Source organism: Bacillus sp. AFS029533 (genome assembly GCF_002585125.1).
In the GTDB taxonomy this organism is placed as follows: domain Bacteria; phylum Bacillota; class Bacilli; order Bacillales; family Bacillaceae_G; genus Gottfriedia; species Gottfriedia luciferensis_B.
Genome location: NZ_NUQC01000015.1, coordinates 39,203 through 62,383, shown reverse-complemented (window position 1 = coordinate 62,383; position 23,181 = coordinate 39,203). Strand labels below are relative to the sequence as shown.

Here is a 23,181-nt window from a genome sequence, read left to right as displayed (position 1 = left end):
TTAAAGTGATGCGATAATTTGATCTGTTAAGTTAAATAATTCTCCCTTAATTTCGATGGTAACTTCTGTATCAGTTTGTTTTGTTACTGTTACAGATTCGTGTGTAATTGAAATCTCAAGATTTGTACCTTGCCAATGAAATGGGAATGAAAGTTTGTCCCAGTTTTTAGGTAAGTTCGGATTAATTTTTAGCTTATTTGAATCCATCGTAACATTTGCAAAACCAAATATGGTTGCTAACCAATTCGCACCTAGAGATGCTGCATGTATTCCTTCATCTGATGATTTTGGATTTGGACCTAGATCGATTAAGCAAGCTTCTTGGAAGAATCGATAAGCATTTTCATTTTCTCCACATCTTGCAGCAACAATTGCATGGATGGCTTTACTAAGTGAAGAATCATGAATTGTATGCTCCTCATAATAGTGCAAATTCTGTTTAACAACATCCTCTTCAAATAAGTTAGGGAAAAGGTATAGTAGCATAACTACGTCAGCTTGCTTTAAAATTTGCATCTCATTTACTTCTTGACGTGAATAGTCAAAAAGAATTGCTTGACTACCTTGTTTTTGTTTATATTTTGATAAATCAATTTCTGGTTTTGATAAAAATGTATCATCTTGTGGAATAATATTTTCTGCATTTGGTCTTGGCAAGTAAAGTCGGTTTAGAAAATCCTTACCCCCCTCAATAATTTCAGCATCGATGTTATTATATTTTTCCATAAAACTCAAAGCTTGTTGAACATTATAATAAGCCATATAGTTCGTGTAAGCATTATTATTAATATGTTCAGTATATTCATCAGGTCCGATTACATCATTAATAGAAAGTGCTTGATTTTCTTCTGTCGTACGACTTATCCAAAAACGTGCTGTTTCTTTTAGTAATTCAAGCCCTTCATTTGCCATAAAAGACTCATCAAGTGTATTTTCATAGTATTGAATAACTGAATATGCAATGTCAGCAACAATATGATGTTCAGCAAGAGCTGAAGCTACTTTTTGACGTTTACCCGTTAGTATATTAATAGCTGCATATTCTGGCGTTTCTTCCATACCAGAAAATGCACTTTCCCATGGGAATAAAGCTCCAGAATAGCCATTTTTAGTAGCCTTCTCTTTTGCTTCTTTAATATGAAGATAGCGATATCTTAATAAGTTTCTTGTTACATCTGGATCAGTGAACAAATGAAACGGTGCAATAAAGATTTCCGTATCCCAGAATACATGACCTTTGTATCCTTCACCTGTTAATCCTTTTGCCCCAACGCTAAAGCGATCATCATGTGCAGGTGTCATTATTTCAATATGGTAAAGTGAAAAATCTAATGCTACTTGATCTATAGCTTCTTTAGAAGAAATGATTACGCGTTTCTTTTTCCAAAACTCATTCCATTTTATAGATGAGCTTACTAATAGACGATCGTAACCATTATCAAGATTTTCTTGAACAGTTTGAATACTTGATAGTGCCGGATCTTCTACAGACAAGTCATTTGAAGTATAAACAGCACTTATTTTTTCTAATTCAAACGGCTGATCAACGACTAAATCATGCTTAATAATCGTCAAAAGCTGTCTGTTTTTAGCCACAAAAGAAACATCACTTTCACTTGAAACTTTACATGAAGTTGCCATTGCAATTGAGTGATCGCTTTCGGTTGTTCTATAGACAGCATGCATTATTTTTTTATCAATAACTCTTATGTTTTCTTCTAAAAGATGCTGTTTTCCAAAGTTAGACATTTGCGCATCGATACCAGTCGTAATTTTAATTGATGCACTACAATCTAAACTAACGATACTAACTCTAGATGCAAGTAAATGTAAATTATCTTTTGAAACGAAGCGTTGGAATTTTAAACAAAAGCGATTACCTTCTTTGTTTTTCCAGATAACTTCTTTCGTTAGTTCTCCATTTTGCAAATTTAAAGTACGGTCATAAGATAGTACTTCGCCTGTTAAAACAGAAAATATTTCATTATTTATTTCGATTTTTATGCCAACTAAATCTGGTAAATTGACAAGCTCTGTAATATCATTTGGTGTAAATTTATTATAAATACCTGCCACATACATTCCACGAGTTTGTTCAGAATAATATTCCTCATGACTAGCACGAAAACCTAAGTACCCATTTCCAAGAGCCATGATTGTTGCATATTTATTTATATATTGTAAATCAAATTGTTTTTCATTCATTACATTTACTTCATTCATAAAGATACACTCTCACCTTTTTCAGCTGATTGATAGATCGCTTCAACAAGTCGTTGAATAGCATAACCTTGTTCTCCATCTGCTACCATAACGTTTTGTCCTAAGCAACGATTCACAAAGGCTGCCATACTTTTAGTATGACGGTCAGGGTCAGCCTCTTCTCTCTTTAATAGGGATACAAGCTCTCCTTTTTCATCCGTATAGATTTCAGCTGGGAACATTGTTGCACCAGCTTCTTCTCCGCATAATTCTACATTCATTTCTGATTTTTCTTTTATATTTAATGCAAAGGATGTTTCAAGCTGAATTAAACAGCCATTCTCTAACTCTATATAAGAAAATAAAGAATCTTCTACTTCAAATTTTGATGGGTCCCATTTACCAAATGCACCCTCATTTTTCTTAGTACCAATCTTCTGAAACATTTTTGCTGTAACTTTTTTTACTTTTGGATAATTCATAACAAAAAGTGCAGTATCAAGCATATGAATTCCTAAATCGATTAGAGGTCCCCCACCTTGAATTTCTTTATTAGTAAAGCTACCCCATCCTGGAATACCATTTCGTCTTAAAGCTTTTACTTTTACAAAATAAATTTGACCTAATAAACCTTGATCTATTTTTTCTTTTATAATCGTTACGTCATCAGCAAATCGATGATGAAAATCATAAGCAAGGATAAGCCCTTTTTCTAAAGCTGTTTCATGCATTTTTCTTGCATCCTCTGCCAAAATTGCAGGAGGTTTTTCACAAAAAACATGACAATTATTTTCTAATGCTTGCCTTACATTTTCAAAATGAAATTTATTCGGAGTGCAAACACTTACAATTTCCGGTTTTTCATTCGCATACATTTCAGCAGCATCCGTGTAATAGGTAGGAATCTCATTACGCTCTGCAAAGCTCTTTAATGCTTCCTCATTTACACCGACTACGGCAACTATTTCTAAATCTTCTCTAGTTTTATAGTAAGCAACGTGAACTTTTTCAGCCATTTGGCCCCCGCCAATAATAGCTACTCTCTTTTTAATCACAATGCTTCACCCTTTAAAGCTTCTTTTATATGATGAAATGCTTTAATATATTCATCTTCTAAGTTATTTCCTCTTACACGACATTCAAATGTTAAAAAGCCTTCGTACCCATCTTCCTTAAGTTGGTTAAAATGCTTTTTAAAATCAAGAGATCCACTTCCTGGTTGGAAACGGTGGTTGTCTGCGATGTGAATATGTTCAACTAGATCATGATTAGCGTGAAGTGCCTCAGAAATACCATCTTCCTCAATATTCATGTGATAAAAATCTGCAATGATTTTGACATTTTTAAACTGATTATCTTCAATATATTTACGTGCATCAGCTAAAGTATTAATCATATGATCTTGATAGCGATTTAAAGGTTCTAAGTAAATAGTCGTTCCAGTTTCACCAGCGACTTTATCTAGAAATACTAATGAATCAGTAACTGCTTTACGATCTCCTTCTAGGCTTCTTGGAGAAGACATAGGTGGTAATCTGAATGTAAACATTCCCCATGCTGCAGGTACAACGATCCCTTTTCCTCCAACCTCTTTTAACGCTTTTAGAATTTCTTCAATATCTGCTAAACCTTTTAAACGACGCTCTTCAATAAAATCACCAATCCAGCCATAATAACCACCACAAGCTGTCGTTACCGGTAAGCCAGTCTCAGCAATTGCTTCTTTAATCTCTTCTAAATGATCAACTAAAAACTTGCCATCGATTTCAAATCCTTCAAAACCAATTTCTTTTAAGTATTTAAATTTTTCTTTAATATTTTCTGGAAAAAATGCTTGATTTTGTGTTCCAATTTTCAACGAAATCCACTCCTAAACAGAAGGGAGTGTTATACACTCCCATGATTTTAATGATTGATATTCTTATTATTTTTTAAATTGAACACCCATCTTAATGCTTAGCTCGGGCTTTTGATCAACAAATTCCATATACGATTCAGCTACTTCTTCAAATGAAACAACTGGTTCAATTAAATCTTCACAATTTAAATAACCATTCATTAATAAATCCCAACAAGTATTTTCGATTCGTTTACGTGACCAACGTGGATAATCCGGGTTTGGTTCACTACTTCCTCTTGAAAATACAATTTTCGCATTGTTAAAATGTGCTTCACGACCAAGATTAAATCCTTCTGGGAAAGGTTTAGCAAAAGCTACATAAGAAATTGTTCCACCGTATGCAATTCCTCTTAGTGCTGCTTGAAGTGAACTTGATACACCACTTGTTTCAATAATTGAATCTGCCCCTAATTTATTAGTAATTTTTTTAATTTCATATCCTAAATCGCAATTAATTGGATCGAAGCAATAATCCGCTCCATTTTTTAACGCGATATCGCATCTATGTTGTAATGGATCTACACCAATTACAATACTAGCTCCAGCTTTCTTTGCTAACTGGATAGCAATTTGTCCAATTGCACCTAATCCTACAACTACTACATAATCACCCGCTCTAACATTTGCATCCCTAACTCCGCTCATTGCAAATTGTGCTGGATCATAATAAACTGCATTCTTCCATGATGAACCTTCTGGCATTTTACGTAATTTATAATTATCTACAGCATTTACGATTACAGTTTCCATGATTGGACCATAAGTACAAACTTGATCTCCTAATTTGTACTCAGTCACTTCATCACCGATTTCACAAATGCTACCTACAACCATATTTCCTAATTGAAATTCACCAAATACGATTCCACGAGCAGCTCCTTCTTCACGTGGCATAAACATTTTCCATTCTTCATTGAACTCTTCATCAATAAATGGACTAAGACCTCTAAAATCCACTACTTCCGTACCGTGTTTTGGTGATGCAAATTCGACTTTAATTTTTACTTCATTAGGTTGTACTGTACGATCTTCATACTCGACTAATGCTGCAACTCTTGGTTCAACTGCTACTAATTTTTTCATTTTTATTTCATCCTCTCAGTAAAAAATTGTTTTCGAATTAACCTTTAACTCCACCCTCTGTTAGGTTTCCTTTGATAAAGTGTTCAGATAGTGCGTACATTACAACTACTGGTAAAGCCGTGACTAAAGATGCTGCCATCATACGACCCCATACATAATCCGGAGTACTAAATAATGTATTTAAGCCAATCGGTAAAGTGAAGTTTTCCGAACTCGATAAGAAAATTGATGCAAATAAGTAATCATTCCATGCAATCATAAATGCATATACAAATACAGAAATGATTCCCGATATTGACAAAGGAATAATAATATAGAAGATTATTTTTAATCGACTAAGACCATCAATCATAGCCGCTTCTTCTAAATCTTCAGGAATAGTATCAAAATAACTTCTTAACATAAAAATCGCTGTTGGTAGAGTTTGCACAATCATCGTAATGATCAACGCTATTTTTGTATCATATAAACCGAAACCAGAAATGATTTTAAATAATGGAACAACTAGTAAGATCCCTGAAAACATATAAACAGTGTAAAAACTAGCGTTTATCGTCACTCTTCCTTTAAACTTTAGTTTCGATAAAGCGTACGCTCCTAAAATACCAAGAACGACTGATAATGAAGCTGCGATTATAGAGACAATTAAACTATTTTTAAAGTAGTTTAAATAGGGGAAAATTGTCGGATTAAAAATATCAATATAATGCTGGAAAGTCCATTCGTGTGGTAATAATGTCGGATTTGTTGCAATTGCTTCTTTTGAACTTTTTAATGACGTCATTAGCATTACAAAGAATGGGAATAACATGATTCCTAATAAAAGGATTAAAACAACGTAAAAACTTGTTTTCTTAATGATCTTGCTTCTTTTACTACTTGCTGCCATTTAAGTTCACCCTCTTTCTTGATACGATAATTACAATGAATAATATGATGAATAAGATTACTGAAATTGACGAAGCTTTTCCTAAGTTATTGAAAGCAAACGCAGTTTCATATAAATAAATACCTAAAATATTTACTTTGTTTGTTAATAAGTAAACATCTGTAAACATGTAGAACATCCAAATAAATCGTAAAGTTACAACCGTTAATAATACCGGCATAATCGCTGGTAAAGTTACAACTTTAAACTTTTGCCAAAGTGAAGCGCCATCGATATCAGCAGCTTCGTATAATGATTTATCAATCGTTTGCAAAATTGCTAAAAACGAGATAAAGGCGTAAGGGAAATACTTCCAAATTGCAAAAACAACTACTACTATAAAACTACTAACTGGATTATCAAACCATAATGGTGCACTTTTAACTAGATGGAAAACATCCTTACCTAAGTAATTGATAATCCCGTAAGAATTATTAAACATATATTTCCAAGCAAAAACTAATGAGATTGATGGTGTTACATAAGATAAGATAATTAATGAACGAGCAGTTTTACGAAACTTAAATGGGCGATTAAAGAACAGCGCTACAGCAAGCCCAAGTGCTGTACTACCCACTACTGTTAAAACGGTATATAAAATGGTAATACCTAAAGATTTATAAAACTCAATATCTTTTATAACATCAATATAATGAGATAAACCAACAAACTTAGCTGCTAATCTAGGATTAATCGGTTGATCGAAAAAGCTTATTTTAATATTTGATAACATCGGATATGCAACTAATAATAGTAGTAACAACATACTTGGTAAAAGAAGTATCATCGCTAGTTTTATATCAGATCTTTTTTTGGCAATCGGTTTCATGTCTACCTCCTAAAAAACAATCTATTCCCTATCTGGTTAGATTGGTGATAAAAGAAAAGTTGTTTAAAAAGCAACTTAGCTTGCTTTTCAAGCGTTCGTACTTCATAAACAACTTTCACTAATTTAGAAATCAAATTACGATTACTAGGTATTTTGAATTAAAATTAATTATTTTAATACACCTTTTAATTTTTCTTCTGCTTCTTTAATAGCAGAATCCACGCTTTTTCCACCTACAGTAACATCATTAATTAACTTAGCAACTGCACCTGAACTTGTAACATCACCCATTTTTAAGAAGTTCTTGTTATCAACAAGACCAAATACTTGAATGTTATCAAACGCGCTTGCGATTTCAGTTGAAAGCTCACCAAATGAATTTACAACTTTATTTTCTTTATATTCTTTGCTTTCTGTTACATCTTTATTTACTGGTTGTGATCCACCTGGAGACATTAATACTAACTTCGTATTATTTTCAGGTTTTGCCATAAACTCTACTAATTTTTTAGCTGCAGCTTTTTGATCATCATCTAAACCAGAAGAAATCGTGTAAGCAGATACTGTTCCATAAACTGCTTTTGTTTTTTCAGTTGGAATAACAAATCCAATATTGTTCGTTTTACCTTCTTCATACACTGCTGGAAGAATATAAGTTGAATAAACTGCCATAGGAGCAGATCCATTCATGAAAGCATCTTTTACTTCAGTAACATCATTTGAACCTGGCATTGTATATTTTGATAATTCTTTATAGTAGTTTAAAGCTTCTTTCATTTCAGGTGTATTTAATGTTAGATCACCTTTGCTATTGAACATATTTGCATTGTTTGATAAAGCGAATTGTGAGAAGGCTTGCTCAGAAAAACCACCTTCAACAGTAGGAATTGCAATACCGTATTTTTTGCTTCCACTATTTGTAAACGCCTTAGCAATCTTTAAAACATCATCCCAGTTTTTAGGTTCTGCGAAACCTTTGTCCGCAAGCATTTGCTTGTTATACCAAATACCTTGTACCCAACCACTAATAGGAACACCTGTATAATTTTTGCCGTCCTCAGTTTTTAAAAGCTTTAACGCACCTTCATAATACTTATCTTCTCCAACTTTAGAGATGATTGATTTAACTGCATCTTTATCAATTAATTCGTCCTTGTCCATCACTTTTGCATAGTCTTGTCCAACTTCAATTACTGCTGGAAGTTTACCAGAGCTTGCTAATGTTACAACCTTCGTATTATAAGCATCTTCCTCAACTGGAACTTGCTTTACTTTAATATTTGGATTTTCTTTTTCAAATTTTGAAATTAAATCTGTAATGACTGCTAATCTTTCTTGTTCAACAGAAGAATGCATAAATTCAATTGTTACTTTACCATTCTCTTTTTTCCCACCACACGCTGTTAATCCAACAGCTAACATTAAAACTAAGAACATACTTAATACTTTTTTCATTGTTCTGCCTCCTATTTTAAAGGTTTTAACCAAAGGAATTCATATGGATTTAAAGTAATGTTGCCATTAAATTCTTCTACAATTCCCGTAATAATATTCATAAATTTTCCGTTTAAATCGCAGTTCACTAGCTCATTTGATAGGTTATGAAGAATTACCACACTATCCTCTTCATTAACACGTTTGATCGCAAATACATTTTCATTTACTTCAAGTACTTCCATTTTTACGTCAGGATTAAATAGTTTTTCTTCTTTACGTACTTGGATAATTTTTGTAAGTTCTGTGAAAACTTTATTTCTTAATGAACCTTCTTCCATTAATTCCTTTTCAATCGTATCAAGTGCATACTTTTGACGATTAATTGAGCGATTCATTCCCGTTTTTTCAACACCCGCATAATCATTTCTAGAACCTAACATACTTTGGATGTAAATAGCCGGTACACCTTGGAATGTTAATAAGATTGAATGCGCTAACAAGAATCTTTTTACTCTTAAATCATCACTGGTAGATTGTTTATTTAAAGCATCTAAATAAGTTACATTTATTTCATATGGACTTTCAGTACCATCTGAATTCTTCTTATAATTTACTAATGCTCCTTCTTCCTTTAACTCATCTACTAATGATAAAATTTCATCTTCTGATATGATTCCACGAATCGGATTTAACCCAATTCCATCATGTGATGCTAAGAAGTTGAAGAATGATGTATCTTCTCCAGAACCTTCTAGATTTTTTGCCCAATTTGTTAATACACTTCCATTTCCTTTATGAAGTGAATATAAAACTAATGGCGGAAGTGGAAATTGATAAACCATCTGTGCCTCATCATGACCATTTCCGAAGTAAGAAATATTATCTAAATGAGGTACATTTGTTTCAGTTATCATTACTGTACCTTTTGCTGCCTCATCTAATAAATCTCGGAATAATTTCACGATTTCATGTGTTTTTTCAAGATGGATACAAGAAGTACCAACTTCTTTCCACATATAGCCTACTGCATCCAGTCTCACATATTCCGCACCTTGTTCAAGGTAGAAAAGTAAAACATCAATCATATCTAATAAAACTTGTGGATTGCTAAAGTTTAAATCAATTTGATCGTCACTAAAGGTTGTCCAAATATACTTCTCTTCACCATTTGCTAATTTAAATTTTGATAGCAATGGAAGTGCTCTTGGTCTAGTTACAGCGCTTAGATCAACTGAAGGATCCATATCAATGAAATAATCTTGATATTTAGGATCACCGTTTAAGTATCCTTGGAACCATTCGCTCTTACTTGAGATGTGGTTACATACATAATCAAACATGATTCTTGCTGATTTCGATAAACTTTCAACATGTGACCAATCCCCTAACTCAGGATTTACTTTCTTATAGTCAACTACTGAAAAACCATCATCAGAAGTGTAAGGATAAAAAGGTAAAATATGAACAAGTTCAAATTTATCTGCTAAATGCTCATCAAACATCTTTTTAAAAGTTTCTAATGTTGGAATTCCCTCTTCTTGGAACTGATCACCGTAAGTAATTAAAACTATATCTGATTCATCCCAATTTTGTTTTCTTTTTTTTGTAATGTTTATTTTAGCTTCTTCAATGCGTTTTACGATTGCACTATAAAGTTGATCAATGTCTTTGTTTTCATAAATATAAGATAATCTTTCTTTAATTTTACTCATAAGATTCCTCCTTGTGGTATCGCTCCCACGAGTTAAAAAATGCTTTGGTACCGCTCCCAAATTCAATATATTATAGAAAGCGCTTACTGTCAATTTAAAAAATTTACTTAAAAAATAAAATTTTTTGTAAAAAGTTTATTTATTTCAAAATAGTATGTATTTATTTAGTCTTTTTACTAATTTTTAGTTATTGATACTTTCTACTATTCTCCATATAATTGCCCTAGTATTATTGCAAGATCAAACAAGTTATTTTTCATATTCTTTGTTCACAGTCTTGACAAATTTTTTTAAAAAATCGATACTATCATTTATATTAAGAACAATTTTTAGCGATTAACCGCTCCTAAATTATTATGTGGAAATAACATTTCGATATACACTTTAATTAATTCCACCTCATATTTTTTTAAAAATAAATAAACTATAAAATGTAAACGATTTAATTTTATAAATCGCTTTAACTTAGAAGAGGAGAATACAAATGGGCCCTACAATTTATGATATTGCTCGTGTAGCCAACGTTTCAAAGTCCACTGTATCTCGCGTACTAAATAATAAAGATAATATTTCAGAGGAAAGTCGTAACCGAGTTATGAAAGCTATTGAAGAATTAAATTACCAACCTAATAAATTAGCTCGAGCTCTTACATCATCTGGATTTGATGCCATTTTGGTAATGTCCCGCTCCACGAAAACAACTGCGGGAAATACCTTTTTCTCTGAGATTATTCACTCTATTTCAACGAGATCAGAAGTAGAAAATTTTGACGTGATTATACAAACATCAAAAAATAGTAAAGATGAGTTAGAAAAGTGCATAGAAAAAATTCGTGGGAGAATGATCAAAGGAATTCTAATGTTAAGTTCACCTGCAAATGAGGACTTTTTTAAAGAAATAGATAAATATGAGATCCCAGTAGTCGTGATTGGGAGAGTGGAAGGAAACTATGAACATGTCTATTCCGTTGATACTGATAACTTTCATGATAGTTACCAATTAATCCAGCATTTAATCGATCAAGGGCATACCGACATTGCATGCCTTCATTCTTCTCTAGATTATCATGTATCAATAGACCGTTTGGAAGGATATAAAAAATGTCTAACTGATAATGGAATACCACTTCGTTCAGACCGAATTATTGATAGTGGATATACAATGGAAAAAGCTTATGAAACATCAGAAACACTTCTAAAATCAAAAGATTTACCTACTGCAATTTTTGCAATAGATGATCTAAAGGTTATTGGACTTTATAATACAACTTCAAAGTTAGGCATATCTATTCCGAAAGATATATCAATCATCGGTTATAATAATGGAATTTTTTCACCACTTTTTTCTCCTCCTTTAACAGGAATCGAGATTCCCGTTATGAAGCTAGGAGATATAGCTACAGACTTATTATTTAAACATATAAAAAATAAAACTGAAAATACGGAGCATATTATTGTTCCTACAAAACTAGTCGAACGAAAATCAGTAGCAAAATTAAATTGATTGAAGTTATGGAGGATTTCATTTTGAAAAAGCAAATTGAAGCATTTATTTTTGATTTAGATGGTGTAATTACTGATACTGCTGAATTTCATTATTTAGCATGGAAAAAGCTAGGTGAAGACTTAGGAATCCCTTTTGATCGTGAATTTAACGAAACGCTAAAAGGTGTAAGTAGAACAGATTCATTAGAAAGAATCCTAAAATTAGGAAACCGTCAAAATGATTTCACCGAAGCTGAAAAAGATGAGTTAGCAACGAAAAAGAATGCTCATTATGTTGAATTAATCCGTAATATTTCTGAAAAAGACCTATTACCAGGAATTGAATTATTCTTAAAGCAAATTAAACAAGCTGGTATTAAAATTTCAATGGCATCTGCTTCAAAAAATGCATTAATGGTAGTTAAGGCTTTAGGAGTTATTGATTATTTCGATCATATCGTTGATGCCTCAACTGTTATAAATTCAAAGCCGAATCCTGAGGTATTTTTAAAAGCTGCCGAAGCTGTATCTGCTAAACCAGAAAACTGTATTGGTGTTGAAGACGCTGCTGCAGGTGTAGATGCGATTAACGAGGCTAATATGTTCTCGGTTGCGATTGGAGATGCAACTATTTTAGGCCACGCCAATCTAGTCTTATCATCAACTGAAGAATTAGATTTTGACCGAATTATTGATCAGTATTTATCAGTTTAAATCACCTTTTTATATTCCAGAATAATATTCCTATTCAGATTATCTCTATTAAAAAAACGAAAATCTAAGCTTTTAAGATTTTCGTTTTTTTATTTTATTATGAAAATATCTCTTCTTGTTTTCCAACCAACTCAATCTCAAATCCTAAATCTTCTAACATTGCATGGTCACTATTTGTCTCCTGACCTTCCGTTGTCAAATAATCACCTATAAAAATACTATTTGCAGCATACAGTCCTAGTGGTTGTAAACTACGTAGATTTACTTCGCGTCCTCCAGAAATTCGAATTTCTTTCGTTGGATTTATAAAGCGGAATAGTGCTAATACTTTTAAACAGTAACGTGGATTTAATTCGTTTACCCCTTCTAGTTTCGTTCCATCAATAGCATGTAAAAAGTTTATCGGAATGGAATCTGCATCCAATTTATGTAATGATCTCGCAATCGAAATAACATCATGTTTTGTTTCCTTCATCCCAATAATGGCTCCCGAACACGGAGATATGCCTGACTGTTTAACTTTCTCAACCGTATCGATTCGATCCTGATATGTATGAGTTGTCGTAATATAATTATGGTGCTCAGCTGATGTATTTAAATTATGATTATATCGATCAACACCTGCTTCTTTAAGCTCATTTGCTTGGTTATCTTTAATAAGCCCCAGGCATGCACATACTTTTAAACCATATAATTCTTTAATTTCCTTAACCGCATCAGTTACTACATTTACATCTCGATTCGTTGGTCCGCGACCACTTGCAACAATGCAATATGTCCCTGCTTTTAATTCAAAGGCACGCTTTGCCCCATCAAGAATTTCTTCTTTAGATAGAAAAGGATATTTCTCAATCGGTGCACTAGAAATTGAAGACTGTGAACAATAACCGCAATCCTCAGGACAATAACCACTTTTAGCGTTAATAATCATATTAAGTTTAACTTTTTTTCCATAATAATGTTTCCTAATCATAAATGCACCGTGTAAAAGTGAAAGCAATTCATCATCTTCACATGACAATATGCTTAAAGCTTCCTCATCTGAAATTTCTTTACCTAAAATAACCTCTTGCGCTAATTTAGTCCAATTCATATGATCACTCACCATTTCATTGATTTTTCGTTAATAATTGCTGGAATTCTAAAATAGATGTTTCTGTAAATGAATCCATCTGCTCCGGTATAACTCCAAGAATGTTATGACCTGTTAATTTTTCTAGCATAACTAAATTATCTTTTTCCATTTCACCCATAACTGAAGGTACTTTATTAATTAATAATCCCATTAGATTAATTTTGTGTGACTTTAAATATTCAGTTGTTAATACAGTATGATTAATTGTTCCTAGCTTTAATGATGTAACAAGGATTACTGGTAAGTTTAATAGTTTTATTAAATCAATGGTTCCAAAATTTTCTTTTAGTGGAACCGCAACTCCACCCGCTCCTTCAACAAAAACAACATCATGCTTATTTTCTAATTGCTTATATTTTTCTAAAATAACTTGTTCATCAATATAAATATCTTCTAGTTTACTAGCTAAATGTGGTGAGACTGGTGTTTTCATTGTATATGTTCCGTAGTAATCATGCTCCTCTGCTAGTTCTAGTTTCTCTTTATAAAAGGCCGTATCTTCTCCTATGAGTCTATTGTTTAAATTAACAACTCCACTTTGTATTGGTTTATAAGGTATTGCATCGATTCCTTTGTTCTGCAAGCAATCCACCATTTGGGCAGTAACATAGGTTTTTCCAATATTCGTATCGATACCAGTAACAAAATATCCTTTTCCCATCTTAAGCAGCCACCTTTTTTTCATTTTCTCTAGCTTTTGCAAAATGAGAATGTAGGCGCATCGCCAATACTCCTCCAAAAACAGCTAGTAACAAATCTTGCGCAATACTATATACGAGTCCCATCATTAGCACCTTTTCTAAGGATACGGGACTATCTAACCAAGTATTTAAAGAAATATATACATATGTAATGCCTAAAATATAAACAATCATTAATCCTATTACATTAGCAAAAATAAAATTCTTAAGTTTTGGGTTCCTTGTTTTTTCAACGATCGAGCCAATTACAAACGCAGCAATAATGAAACCGATTAAATAGCCAAATGTTGGCTTTAAAACATATTCAGGTCCACCACCAGAAGCAAATACTGGTATTCCGATTAATCCAATTCCAACATACAGTAGTTGACTCATCATCCCTCTTTTACTTCCTAAAAGGCAGCCTGCTAAAAATACAAAAAGTATTTGAAGGGTAAAAGGAATCACTGGTAATGGAATCTTTATAAAGGCTCCAACGGATGTTAATGAGGCAAATAATGAAATGACCGTTAATGATAAAGTTTTGTTTTGCATAGTACCCCCCCTCTTAATTTATGAGTTTGACAAACTAGCAAAATTTGACAAACTTACAAAATTAAATTAACATGCAATTGAAATATATGTCAACCTAACCTTTAATTTAGGTTAACATATAAAATTAGGGAGGTAACATATATGAATCATGAACTCTATCAAGAATTATCTTCAAAAAATAAGCAGTATCTTTGGCACCCTTTTACTCAAATGAAAGATTATCTAAACGAAGATCCGCTAATTATTTCACATGGTAAAGATAGAAAATTATTTGATGTATTAGGAAATGAATATTACGATGGAGTTTCCTCTATTTGGTTAAATGTTCACGGTCATAATATTAAAGAATTAAATGAAGCGATTAATGAACAATTAGAAAAAGTTGCTCATTCAACACTTTTAGGCATGGCTAATATACCTGCGATTCTTTTAGCAGAGAAGCTAGTTGAAATTTCTCCTAACGGCCTAGAAAAGGTTTTTTATTCAGACTCAGGTGCTACTTCTGTAGAAATCGCTATTAAAATGGCATATCAATATTGGAGAAACATAGGAAAACCCGATAAAAACACTTTTGTTACGATGAAGGAAGCCTATCATGGTGATACAATCGGGGCAGTGTCTGTAGGAGCAATTGACTTATATCATCAAGCATATAACGAGTTACTATTTCCAAGCATAAAGGTTTCCTATCCACATCTATATCGTTCAAAATATGTGGGTACCAAAGAAGAAATAATAAATTCCTATTTAAACGAGGTTGAAAATTTATTCATCGAAAAGGCTAATTCAATTGCGGCATTAATTATTGAGCCAATTGTTCAAGGAGCTAGTGGTATTATTGTCATGCCAAAAGGGTATTTAAAAGCAATACAAGAATTATGCATAAAGTATGATGTATTGTTAATTGCAGATGAAGTTGCAACAGGATTTGGTCGAACCGGAAAAATGTTTGCTTGTGAACTAGAAGGAGTTACGCCAGATATTTTAACTTGCGGAAAAGGGTTAACTGGTGGCTATTTACCAGTAGCAGCAACTTTAACGACAAACAGAATATATGAAGCATTTTTAGGTACATATGAAGAACAAAAAACTTTCTTTCATGGACATAGCTATACAGGTAATCCCCTTGGATGTGCTGTTGCATTAGCGAATCTAGATTTATTTAATAAAACGAAATTATTACAACATGTCGAAAAAATCTCATCTTATGTCCAAGAGAAACTGATGCAATTTAACGAGTTGAAACATGTTGGTGATATACGTCAAAGTGGCTTGATGATTGGAATTGAACTAGTAAAATCAAAAAATACTAAAGAAGCTTTCCATTGGAACGAACGAATAGGTGTGAAGGTAACAAAAAAAGCAAAAGAGCTTGGACTACTCACCCGTCCTCTTGGAAATGTTATTGTCTTTATGCCTCCATTAGCTTCAAAGGAATCGGAGCTTGACGAAATGTTAGACATTCTTTATCGCGCTATTTCTGAAGTTACAGACGGATAAAAAAGTAATTTGAACTAGGTCAGAAAAGGAACTTTATTTAAAAAATTAAACCATGAACAAATCTACTGTGTTCATGGTTTAATATGATCAAGAACCCGTAGTAGTTTACTAATACGGATTCTTGATTAAGTTATAAAATTATGAACGTTTATTTAGTTTGCGCTTTTAACAATTTTTCCTCACGCATATTCTCTTTTAACAGCGATACAAATCGAAACAACTCCAATGAAAATATGATTCCACTTAACCAAACCGAACTGAATACAAACCCAGCAGCAATGTCACTAGGCAATAAGTGGTGCAAATAGACACTGCTTATCGTAAATAATACAACTACAAAAATAAAACAAAAGAACATTATCAAATTAAGCATATAAGCTTTGTTGTGCCGAATTAACATAATAATGAAATAACCTAATACTGTTAAAATCAACATAGACTTTTCATTTGGAAAATTTTTACTTACATTATCACCCAACATAAAGTTGAATATCCAAGGAATCCCTTCGGATAGGATAAGAATTCCAGCTAAACTAGCGATAAAAAAGAGCATTTCTAGCCACTTATTTTTGTTATTGATCAGTATCACTAAGATTGTAGCAAGTGAAATCGTCACTAAAACCTTCCAAGTCGATAATGAATAAATAAAATTCATACTTCCATGCCAATTTTGATTAAATAAATTAAAAACAATAGTCTTGAATATAGAATTGAATTTATCAAATTCATTGCTAATTGTATCTTGAATTAGCCCGACCATTAAGATAAAAAACGAAACGAAAAAAATTAAACAGATTAAGATGATCAATTTTATTTTCATGAAGCTTTTAAATCTCTTGAAACTTGATTCAAAAATTAATAGTAATGACTCTTTAATTATTTCCTTATTTGTTTTAACAACAAAAAAAGCGAGCACTATAAAACCTAATAATATACTACCTAGTACTAACCACTTTTTAATTTCTACTTGATAGATATCCCATTTAGGTCCCATTGCCTGTCCTAACCAAATAAAGGTTCCTATCCAAAGAAATACACCTATATAGGAAAAAATAGCAAAGGAACGATACGGTAATTTAATAATTCCAGAAATAATGCTTGCGAAATGTCTAATCCCTGGAATAAAGAAAGATACTAGCAATAATACCTTCCCATATTTTTCATACCATTTTGACATCTTTTCGATCTTTTCTGGGCCCATATGGATATAGTGTCCAAATTTGCGAAAAAACGGTGTGCCAAGTTTATATCCTAACCAATAGGAGATTGTTACCCCAACAATTCCTCCAAGGCCAGCAGAAATAATGGACAAAATAATATTCATTTTCCCATGAAAACATAAAACACCTACATAACTCATCAATGCTTCATTCGGAATAGGAACTATAATCAATTCCAACATTAATGATAAAAATAGGATTATATAACCATATTCATTTAATAAATGGATGATTTCGTTCATATTACAACCTCAATCTTCAATACTCATGTACTGATTATTTTCACTTAATCTCATCTAGTGGAAATACTACCTCTACTTCCGTTCCTTCATTTTCAACACTTTTAATATTAATTTTGCCATTATGCAAGTTAATTATGTTCTTAGCGATTGAAAGACCAAGTCCAGTGCCACCACTAACTCCACGGCTACGTGCTTTATCAACTCGATAAAATCGTTCGAAAATATTATCTAATTCTTCCTCTCGAATGCCTATCCCATAATCTTTTATTTGAAGAATAGCAGCTTCACTAGTACAACTAATATTTACTTCTATTTTTTCAGTACTGTATTTTATAGCATTATCTAAAAAGATAATAATAACTTGTTTAATTTTAAGCTCATTTCCTTTAATAAATATTTTCTGTTTTTGTGCATGTAAAGTAATTTCTCGTTTATACACACTTTGCAGTTGTACTAAAGTCGAATTACATAAAGCAACTAGATCGACTGGATCCATTTCGATATTCTTTAAATTCTCCGATTCGGCCAAAGTTAATAAGGTTTTAGTTAAATCTTGCATACGGTTGGCTTCAGAATAAATCGTCTCAATTGCTTCTGTTGCCATTTCCTCATTTTTAAAACCACGTCTTCTTAATAAGTTAGCAAAGCTACTAATAACCGTAATAGGAGTCTTTAATTCATGAGATGCATCTGAAACAAACTGTTTCTGTTTTTCGATGTTTTCTTGTAGCCTACTAATCATTCGATTAAACGTGCTTGCCATTTTGTGCAATTCATCTTTTGTTTCATTTTTTATTAAAATCTTTTTTGGAACTCCACTTTTTTCAATATCTTCCATCGTAGTAATCATAGAAGTAATTGGGTTCATTATGATACGAGTTAACCATCTACCAGCCATCATTGATAAAATAGCAGAAACTAAGGTAACGATTGCCATTATAGTTAATAGCATATCTTTTCGCCCTTCAAGTCCGACTAGCAATTCTCCAATTTCTAACGTTCCAATTACTTTTTGGTTTTGTAAAATCGGTACTCGTACGACTATATTTTGATGCTCACTAAAAGGAATTAGTCTCGTTTCTTCTTTTCTAGTGAACTTAGGTTTAATGCGATTCAGTAGTTTATCATTACTAATTTCTGTCACAATTTTTGAGTTTGGATCTATGATTCGAATATAAGAATGATTAGACATAAACGGATACAATGCCTCTTCATTCATCCTCAATGTGATAGGAATATCCTGTTTTTTTAAGATTTCATGCGCCTTTTGACTCACAACATGTTCTTCCATATTTACAGTCGTTTTCATAAACAAATAAAAAACTAATCCGTTAATTAAAATAAGAATGATTAAGATCCATGAAGTAATTAGCAAATTTATTTTAGTTGTTATTTTCATCTTAACCCTTCCTCATTGTGTACCCCACACCTCTTATAGTTCGAATTAAAGGAACGTCAAAGTCCTCTTCAATTTTTTTTCTTAAATGTCTAATGTAAACATCAACAACATTTGTTTCACCTTCATACTCATAACCCCAAACGGTTGTTATGATGCCTTCTCTTGTCACAATTTTATTTTGATTTGTTAATAGATATACTAGTAAATCATACTCTTTTGGAGTTAATGAAATGACTTTATCATTCCTCTTTACTTCTCTAGCTTCTAAATTAACAACTAAATCCTCAATCGATAAAGTGGGATTTTCGTCTTCGCTTTTCTTAAATTCATGAACAAGATTACTTGATCTTAGACACGAACGTATTCTTGCTAAGACTTCTTCGATTTCAAAAGGTTTCGTAATATAATCATTTGCACCATAATCGAGTCCGATAATCTTATCATGTGTCGCATCTCTAGCAGTTAATAAAATTACTGGAACAAATTGATTTGTTTTTCTTATCCTTCTTAATACTTCGATTCCACTCAATTCAGGTAACATAACATCCAATAAAATTAGATCGACATTATTGCTCAAAGACGACTCTAGACCAGTTTTTCCATTATGTTCGACTAACACTTCATAACCCTCATATTCTATTTCTAACTTTAAAACTCGAGCAATATTCACTTCATCCTCGATAATTAAGATTTTCTTCATTTAATTCACCTATTTCTATTAATAGTTTTAGTGTTTCGAAAAATCTATTCTATTTTTAAGACTGATTCTAGTCTTAGAAGTTCCTTTTATACATGCCATTATAGATCTTTTGATTCGTATTTTTAGCATTTTAATCTAATTTTAATTGATTATTCATTAAAGTTTCAGTTAGGGATTTTACAATGACATGGAGTTGATATATGAAATAATTTTCAATTTTAAATAAAAATCTTAGGAGGTATAAGATGAAAAAATTTATAGAAGGGACCATGCAAAGAGCCATTTTAATGATTGTTTGCGTCGTTATGATCGTAACCTGGGGTGCTATTTCAGCTTACCAAATGCAACGCGATTACTTACCAGGTATAAACAATTCAACTCTTACTGTAAGCATGCGTCTACCAATGTACCAGGCTGATCAAGTAAAACAAAATATTACCAATAATCTTGAAAGTGCTGTAAGAACAACAGAAGGATTACAAGATATTGAAACTAGCTCTTATGATGGTGGAGTTTTTATGAGTCTGTATTTTCCAATGAATACAGATATGAAACAAGCCGAAATTGATGTAAATAAAGCTTTAGAAAATGCGGACATCCCTCCGACAATTACATCTAAACCTCTAGTTACTAGACTTACAACTAGTTCATTCCCAATCCTAACTTACAGTTTGACTAGTGATAAATTAGATGATAATACGTTAAAATCATTAACACAAATGGATATTGTTCAACACCTTAAAACAGTTCCAGGTGTATCCGATGTATCAGTATTTGGTGGTGCAAAAGACGGATACGTACTAACCGTTAGAACGAAGGACCTAGCAAAAAATAAACTTACTTTAGATGACTTAAATAAAGCATTAGCTGTATCAGTTCCATCTTTACCCGAAGGAACGATCTTACAAAATCAATTGTCTATTCCAGTTAAATTTGATGGATGGAATTTAAATGAGAAACAATTAAATGATGTAAAAATCAAAAATTCAGATGGTGATCAAATTCCACTTTCAGCATTTGCAACTGTTACTCACGCCCTAAATGATGTAAAAACGATTGCAAGAACAGATGGAAAAACAAGTGTTCAATTAAATGTTATTAAAACTCAAAGTGCAAACATTACTGACGTAGCAAAAAATGTGAAGGAAAGAATTCAAAGCTTACAACAAGTAAAAGACGGCTCTGTTAAATTAACACCTCAATTAGATCGTGAAAAAGAATTAAATGATTCATTAAACGGTTTAATTCGTGAAGGTTTACTTGGATGTCTTTTCTCAATGATTTGCGTATTTTTCTTCTTCCGCAATGTAAAATCAACATTAGTTATTGCAATTTCATTACCAATTTCTTTATTAGCAACAACAGCAATCCTAAAATCAATGGGTATTACACTGAATATTTTAACCGTTTCAGGTTTAATTGTTGCAATGGGTCGTATTGTTGACGATTCAATCGTTATCCTTGATAATATGTACCGTAAAAGAGAACAAAATCCTGATAAATCATTACTATATTCATTGAGTTCAGCAGTTTATGAAATGACACCAGCAATTTTAGCGTCTACACTTACAACAATTGCTGTTTATATTCCAATTGCCTTTGTAGGTGGAGCTATTAGTGCTTCATATAGCGGATTTGCATGGTCTGTTGTTATCTCTTTAATTATATCGTTCTTTGTAGCAATTCTTGTAATTCCAGCACTTGCTTTAATGGGTTGGAAAAATAATACAAAGAAAACAAAAGCTGTTTCTCTAGAACCAATGATGAAGCCGATCTTATTATCATCATTAAAGAAGAAAAAACTTACAATTTTCATTTCAGCTTTACTATTTATTTTCGCAGTAGCATTTGGTTCGTTTTTACCGGTTTCATTTTTACCAAGTGCTAAAACTGGTCAAGTGGCAATCAAACTTGAATTACCTCAAGGAAGTACATTAATGCAGGTAGATTCGGAAGTTCAAAAGGTAGAAAATCAATTAAAAGATAATCCAAAAATAAAATCTTATATAGCTAATTTTGGATCTACTAATACGCCGCAAAGTGATGATGTATTCGACCAAGGCGGTGGTTTCCTACAAAAACCTAACGTAGCTAACATTTCTGTTGCTTTAAAGAACGAAAAAGACTCAGACCAAGTCATTAAAGAGCTTGGAAAACAACTGCCACAATTATCTAAAAATGTAGCTTATACTGTTTCAAGTCAAAGTATTGCCGGTGATGACTCTTTATTGAAAGTCATATTTACTGGCTCTGATCAAACTACTCTAGACAAGATTGCAGATCAAATGAGATCAAAACTTGTTAAAATTGATGGACTAAGCGTTGATGGAAAAGTAGATTTAACATCTGGTCTTCCAAAATATAAAATTACATTTAACCAACAAGCAATTGAACAAAATGGAATTCAATTAGCAGATATAACGAAAGTAATTAACCGTTACATTTCACAATCTAAAGATGCTACATTTGTAGTTGACCATATTAGTCTGCCAGTTGATATGTATCTTGATCAAATTAGTAGTGGAAATACTCAAGTTCAATTAAATGCATCGCCAGAAGATGTGATCAATTCGCTTAAAAATGAAACTTTCTTAACAAGTAATAATAAAACCGTCAAACTTGAACAAATTGCATCTATTACGAAAGATAATGCTCCTTCAACGATTAATGAACGCAATGGAGAGCCTTACTCAATTGTTACAGGTCAAATAACTTCAAATGACATTAGTAAAGTTTCAAAACAAGTTGATGACGTAATTAGTAAACAAGCTCTTCCTAAAGGAGTAAGTTACTCAATGGGAGGTATTACTCAACAAGTTAAAGAAATGATTTTTGATATGTCAATTGCCGTGGCCTTCTCTATTCTTTTAGTTATGGTCATTACTTCATCATTATTTAAGGGATGGAGAGCTCCAGTTTCAGTATTATTAAGTATCCCACTAGCATTAAGTGGTGTTGTTATCTCTTTAGTAATAGTAGGTGGAGAGTGGAACTTAGCAGCATTAATCGGGGTCTTAATGTTAACTGGAATTGTAGTAACAAATGGTATTGTACTAGTTGATAAGATTGAGCGTAATCGTAAAAACGGTATGAATACTGAAGAAGCCGTTATTTCTGGTAGTCTTTCAAGGATTAGACCAATCTTAATTACAGCAGCTACAACAATTTTAACACTATTACCACTAGCGTTTTCACATCAAGGTGATACTGTCATTTCACAGACATTAGGAATTGTAGTTATAGGTGGAATGATCACCTCTACTTTAAATAGCTTTTTAGTAATACCAATTATTTATCAATGGTTGCATAAAAAACAATCAAATAAGAAAGTAATTTCAACTGAGGAAGTTAATTCACTATAATTTTTTAAAGGTAACTCTTGTATTTGAGAGTTACCTTTTCTATTTTAGATTTTAAATTTTTTGGACTAAAATCTTGTAATATATTCATCTAAATAAAA

The 23,181-nt window shown here is 32.2% G+C and carries 18 protein-coding genes; 4 read left to right on the top strand and 14 right to left on the bottom strand.

Features of this window, described 5'->3' with window-relative positions; translation table 11 throughout:
• The 8 genes from COE53_RS08000 to COE53_RS07965 all read right to left on the bottom strand — a co-directional run bounded on the left by COE53_RS08000 (position 1) and on the right by COE53_RS07965 (position 10,091).
• A complete protein-coding gene (locus tag COE53_RS08000) occupies positions 1–2,223 on the bottom strand; it encodes a glycoside hydrolase family 65 protein (RefSeq protein ID WP_098947703.1) in 2,223 nt (740 codons plus the stop codon).
• A complete protein-coding gene (locus COE53_RS07995; protein ID WP_098947794.1) occupies positions 2,220–3,254 on the bottom strand; it encodes a Gfo/Idh/MocA family protein in 1,035 nt (344 codons plus the stop codon). The genes COE53_RS08000 and COE53_RS07995 overlap by 4 nt, the downstream gene beginning before the upstream one ends.
• Positions 3,254–4,060, bottom strand: a complete 807-nt coding sequence (locus COE53_RS07990; RefSeq protein WP_098947702.1) for a sugar phosphate isomerase/epimerase family protein — start codon at positions 4,058–4,060, stop codon at positions 3,254–3,256. The genes COE53_RS07995 and COE53_RS07990 overlap by 1 nt, the downstream gene beginning before the upstream one ends.
• A gap of 66 nt (positions 4,061–4,126) precedes the next feature.
• Entirely contained in the window at positions 4,127–5,185 is a 1,059-nt protein-coding gene (locus COE53_RS07985) for a zinc-dependent alcohol dehydrogenase (protein ID WP_088014298.1), read from the bottom strand.
• A 37-nt stretch (positions 5,186–5,222) separates the two neighbouring features.
• The gene (locus tag COE53_RS07980; protein ID WP_098231786.1) at positions 5,223–6,074 is read right to left on the bottom strand and encodes a carbohydrate ABC transporter permease; all 852 of its coding nucleotides are present in this window, start codon (positions 6,072–6,074) and stop codon (positions 5,223–5,225) included.
• Positions 6,061–6,942, bottom strand: a complete 882-nt coding sequence (locus tag COE53_RS07975; RefSeq protein WP_098947701.1) for a carbohydrate ABC transporter permease — start codon at positions 6,940–6,942, stop codon at positions 6,061–6,063. The genes COE53_RS07980 and COE53_RS07975 overlap by 14 nt, the downstream gene beginning before the upstream one ends.
• 168 nt (positions 6,943–7,110) lie before the next feature.
• Positions 7,111–8,397 (bottom strand): ABC transporter substrate-binding protein, encoded by a 1,287-nt coding sequence (locus tag COE53_RS07970; RefSeq protein WP_098947700.1) that lies wholly within the window; start codon positions 8,395–8,397, stop codon positions 7,111–7,113.
• Positions 8,398–8,408: 11 nt separating this feature from the next.
• Entirely contained in the window at positions 8,409–10,091 is a 1,683-nt protein-coding gene (locus COE53_RS07965) for an alpha-amylase family glycosyl hydrolase (protein WP_098947699.1), read from the bottom strand.
• A 484-nt stretch (positions 10,092–10,575) separates the two neighbouring features.
• Between COE53_RS07965 and COE53_RS07960 the strand changes: the two genes are divergently transcribed.
• The gene (locus COE53_RS07960; protein WP_098947698.1) at positions 10,576–11,595 is read left to right on the top strand and encodes a LacI family DNA-binding transcriptional regulator; all 1,020 of its coding nucleotides are present in this window, start codon (positions 10,576–10,578) and stop codon (positions 11,593–11,595) included.
• 23 nt (positions 11,596–11,618) lie between these two features.
• Positions 11,619–12,290, top strand: a complete 672-nt coding sequence (gene pgmB / locus COE53_RS07955) for a beta-phosphoglucomutase (protein WP_098947697.1) — start codon at positions 11,619–11,621, stop codon at positions 12,288–12,290.
• 97 nt (positions 12,291–12,387) lie between these two features.
• Here pgmB and bioB read toward each other — a convergent pair whose 3' ends face one another.
• From bioB to COE53_RS07940, 3 genes are read right to left on the bottom strand one after another with little or no spacing between them, the layout of a single operon-like run.
• Entirely contained in the window at positions 12,388–13,383 is a 996-nt protein-coding gene (gene bioB, locus COE53_RS07950) for a biotin synthase BioB (protein WP_098947696.1), read from the bottom strand.
• A gap of 16 nt (positions 13,384–13,399) precedes the next feature.
• On the bottom strand, positions 13,400–14,086 hold the full coding sequence (bioD, locus tag COE53_RS07945; protein WP_180242401.1) for a dethiobiotin synthase: 687 nt from the start codon (positions 14,084–14,086) through the stop codon (positions 13,400–13,402).
• Position 14,087: 1 nt separating this feature from the next.
• Complete coding sequence (locus COE53_RS07940; RefSeq protein ID WP_098947694.1) at positions 14,088–14,660, bottom strand: biotin transporter BioY; 573 nt, start codon at positions 14,658–14,660, stop codon at positions 14,088–14,090.
• Positions 14,661–14,801: 141 nt separating this feature from the next.
• On the opposite strand from COE53_RS07940, the gene bioA reads away from it, so the two are divergent.
• Positions 14,802–16,160 carry an adenosylmethionine--8-amino-7-oxononanoate transaminase gene (gene bioA, locus COE53_RS07935; RefSeq protein ID WP_098947693.1) on the top strand — a complete coding sequence of 453 codons (1,359 nt, stop codon included), beginning with the start codon at positions 14,802–14,804 and terminating at the stop codon, positions 16,158–16,160.
• 148 nt (positions 16,161–16,308) lie between these two features.
• Here bioA and COE53_RS07930 read toward each other — a convergent pair whose 3' ends face one another.
• From COE53_RS07930 to COE53_RS07920, 3 genes are read right to left on the bottom strand one after another with little or no spacing between them, the layout of a single operon-like run.
• Positions 16,309–17,622, bottom strand: a complete 1,314-nt coding sequence (locus tag COE53_RS07930) for a VTT domain-containing protein (protein WP_098947692.1) — start codon at positions 17,620–17,622, stop codon at positions 16,309–16,311.
• 40 nt (positions 17,623–17,662) lie between these two features.
• Entirely contained in the window at positions 17,663–19,021 is a 1,359-nt protein-coding gene (locus COE53_RS07925; RefSeq protein ID WP_098947691.1) for a sensor histidine kinase, read from the bottom strand.
• Position 19,022: 1 nt separating this feature from the next.
• Positions 19,023–19,721, bottom strand: a complete 699-nt coding sequence (locus tag COE53_RS07920) for a response regulator transcription factor (RefSeq protein WP_098947690.1) — start codon at positions 19,719–19,721, stop codon at positions 19,023–19,025.
• 245 nt (positions 19,722–19,966) lie between these two features.
• On the opposite strand from COE53_RS07920, the gene COE53_RS07915 reads away from it, so the two are divergent.
• Positions 19,967–23,083 (top strand): efflux RND transporter permease subunit, encoded by a 3,117-nt coding sequence (locus tag COE53_RS07915; RefSeq protein ID WP_098947689.1) that lies wholly within the window; start codon positions 19,967–19,969, stop codon positions 23,081–23,083.
• Positions 23,084–23,181: the final 98 nt, after the last annotated feature.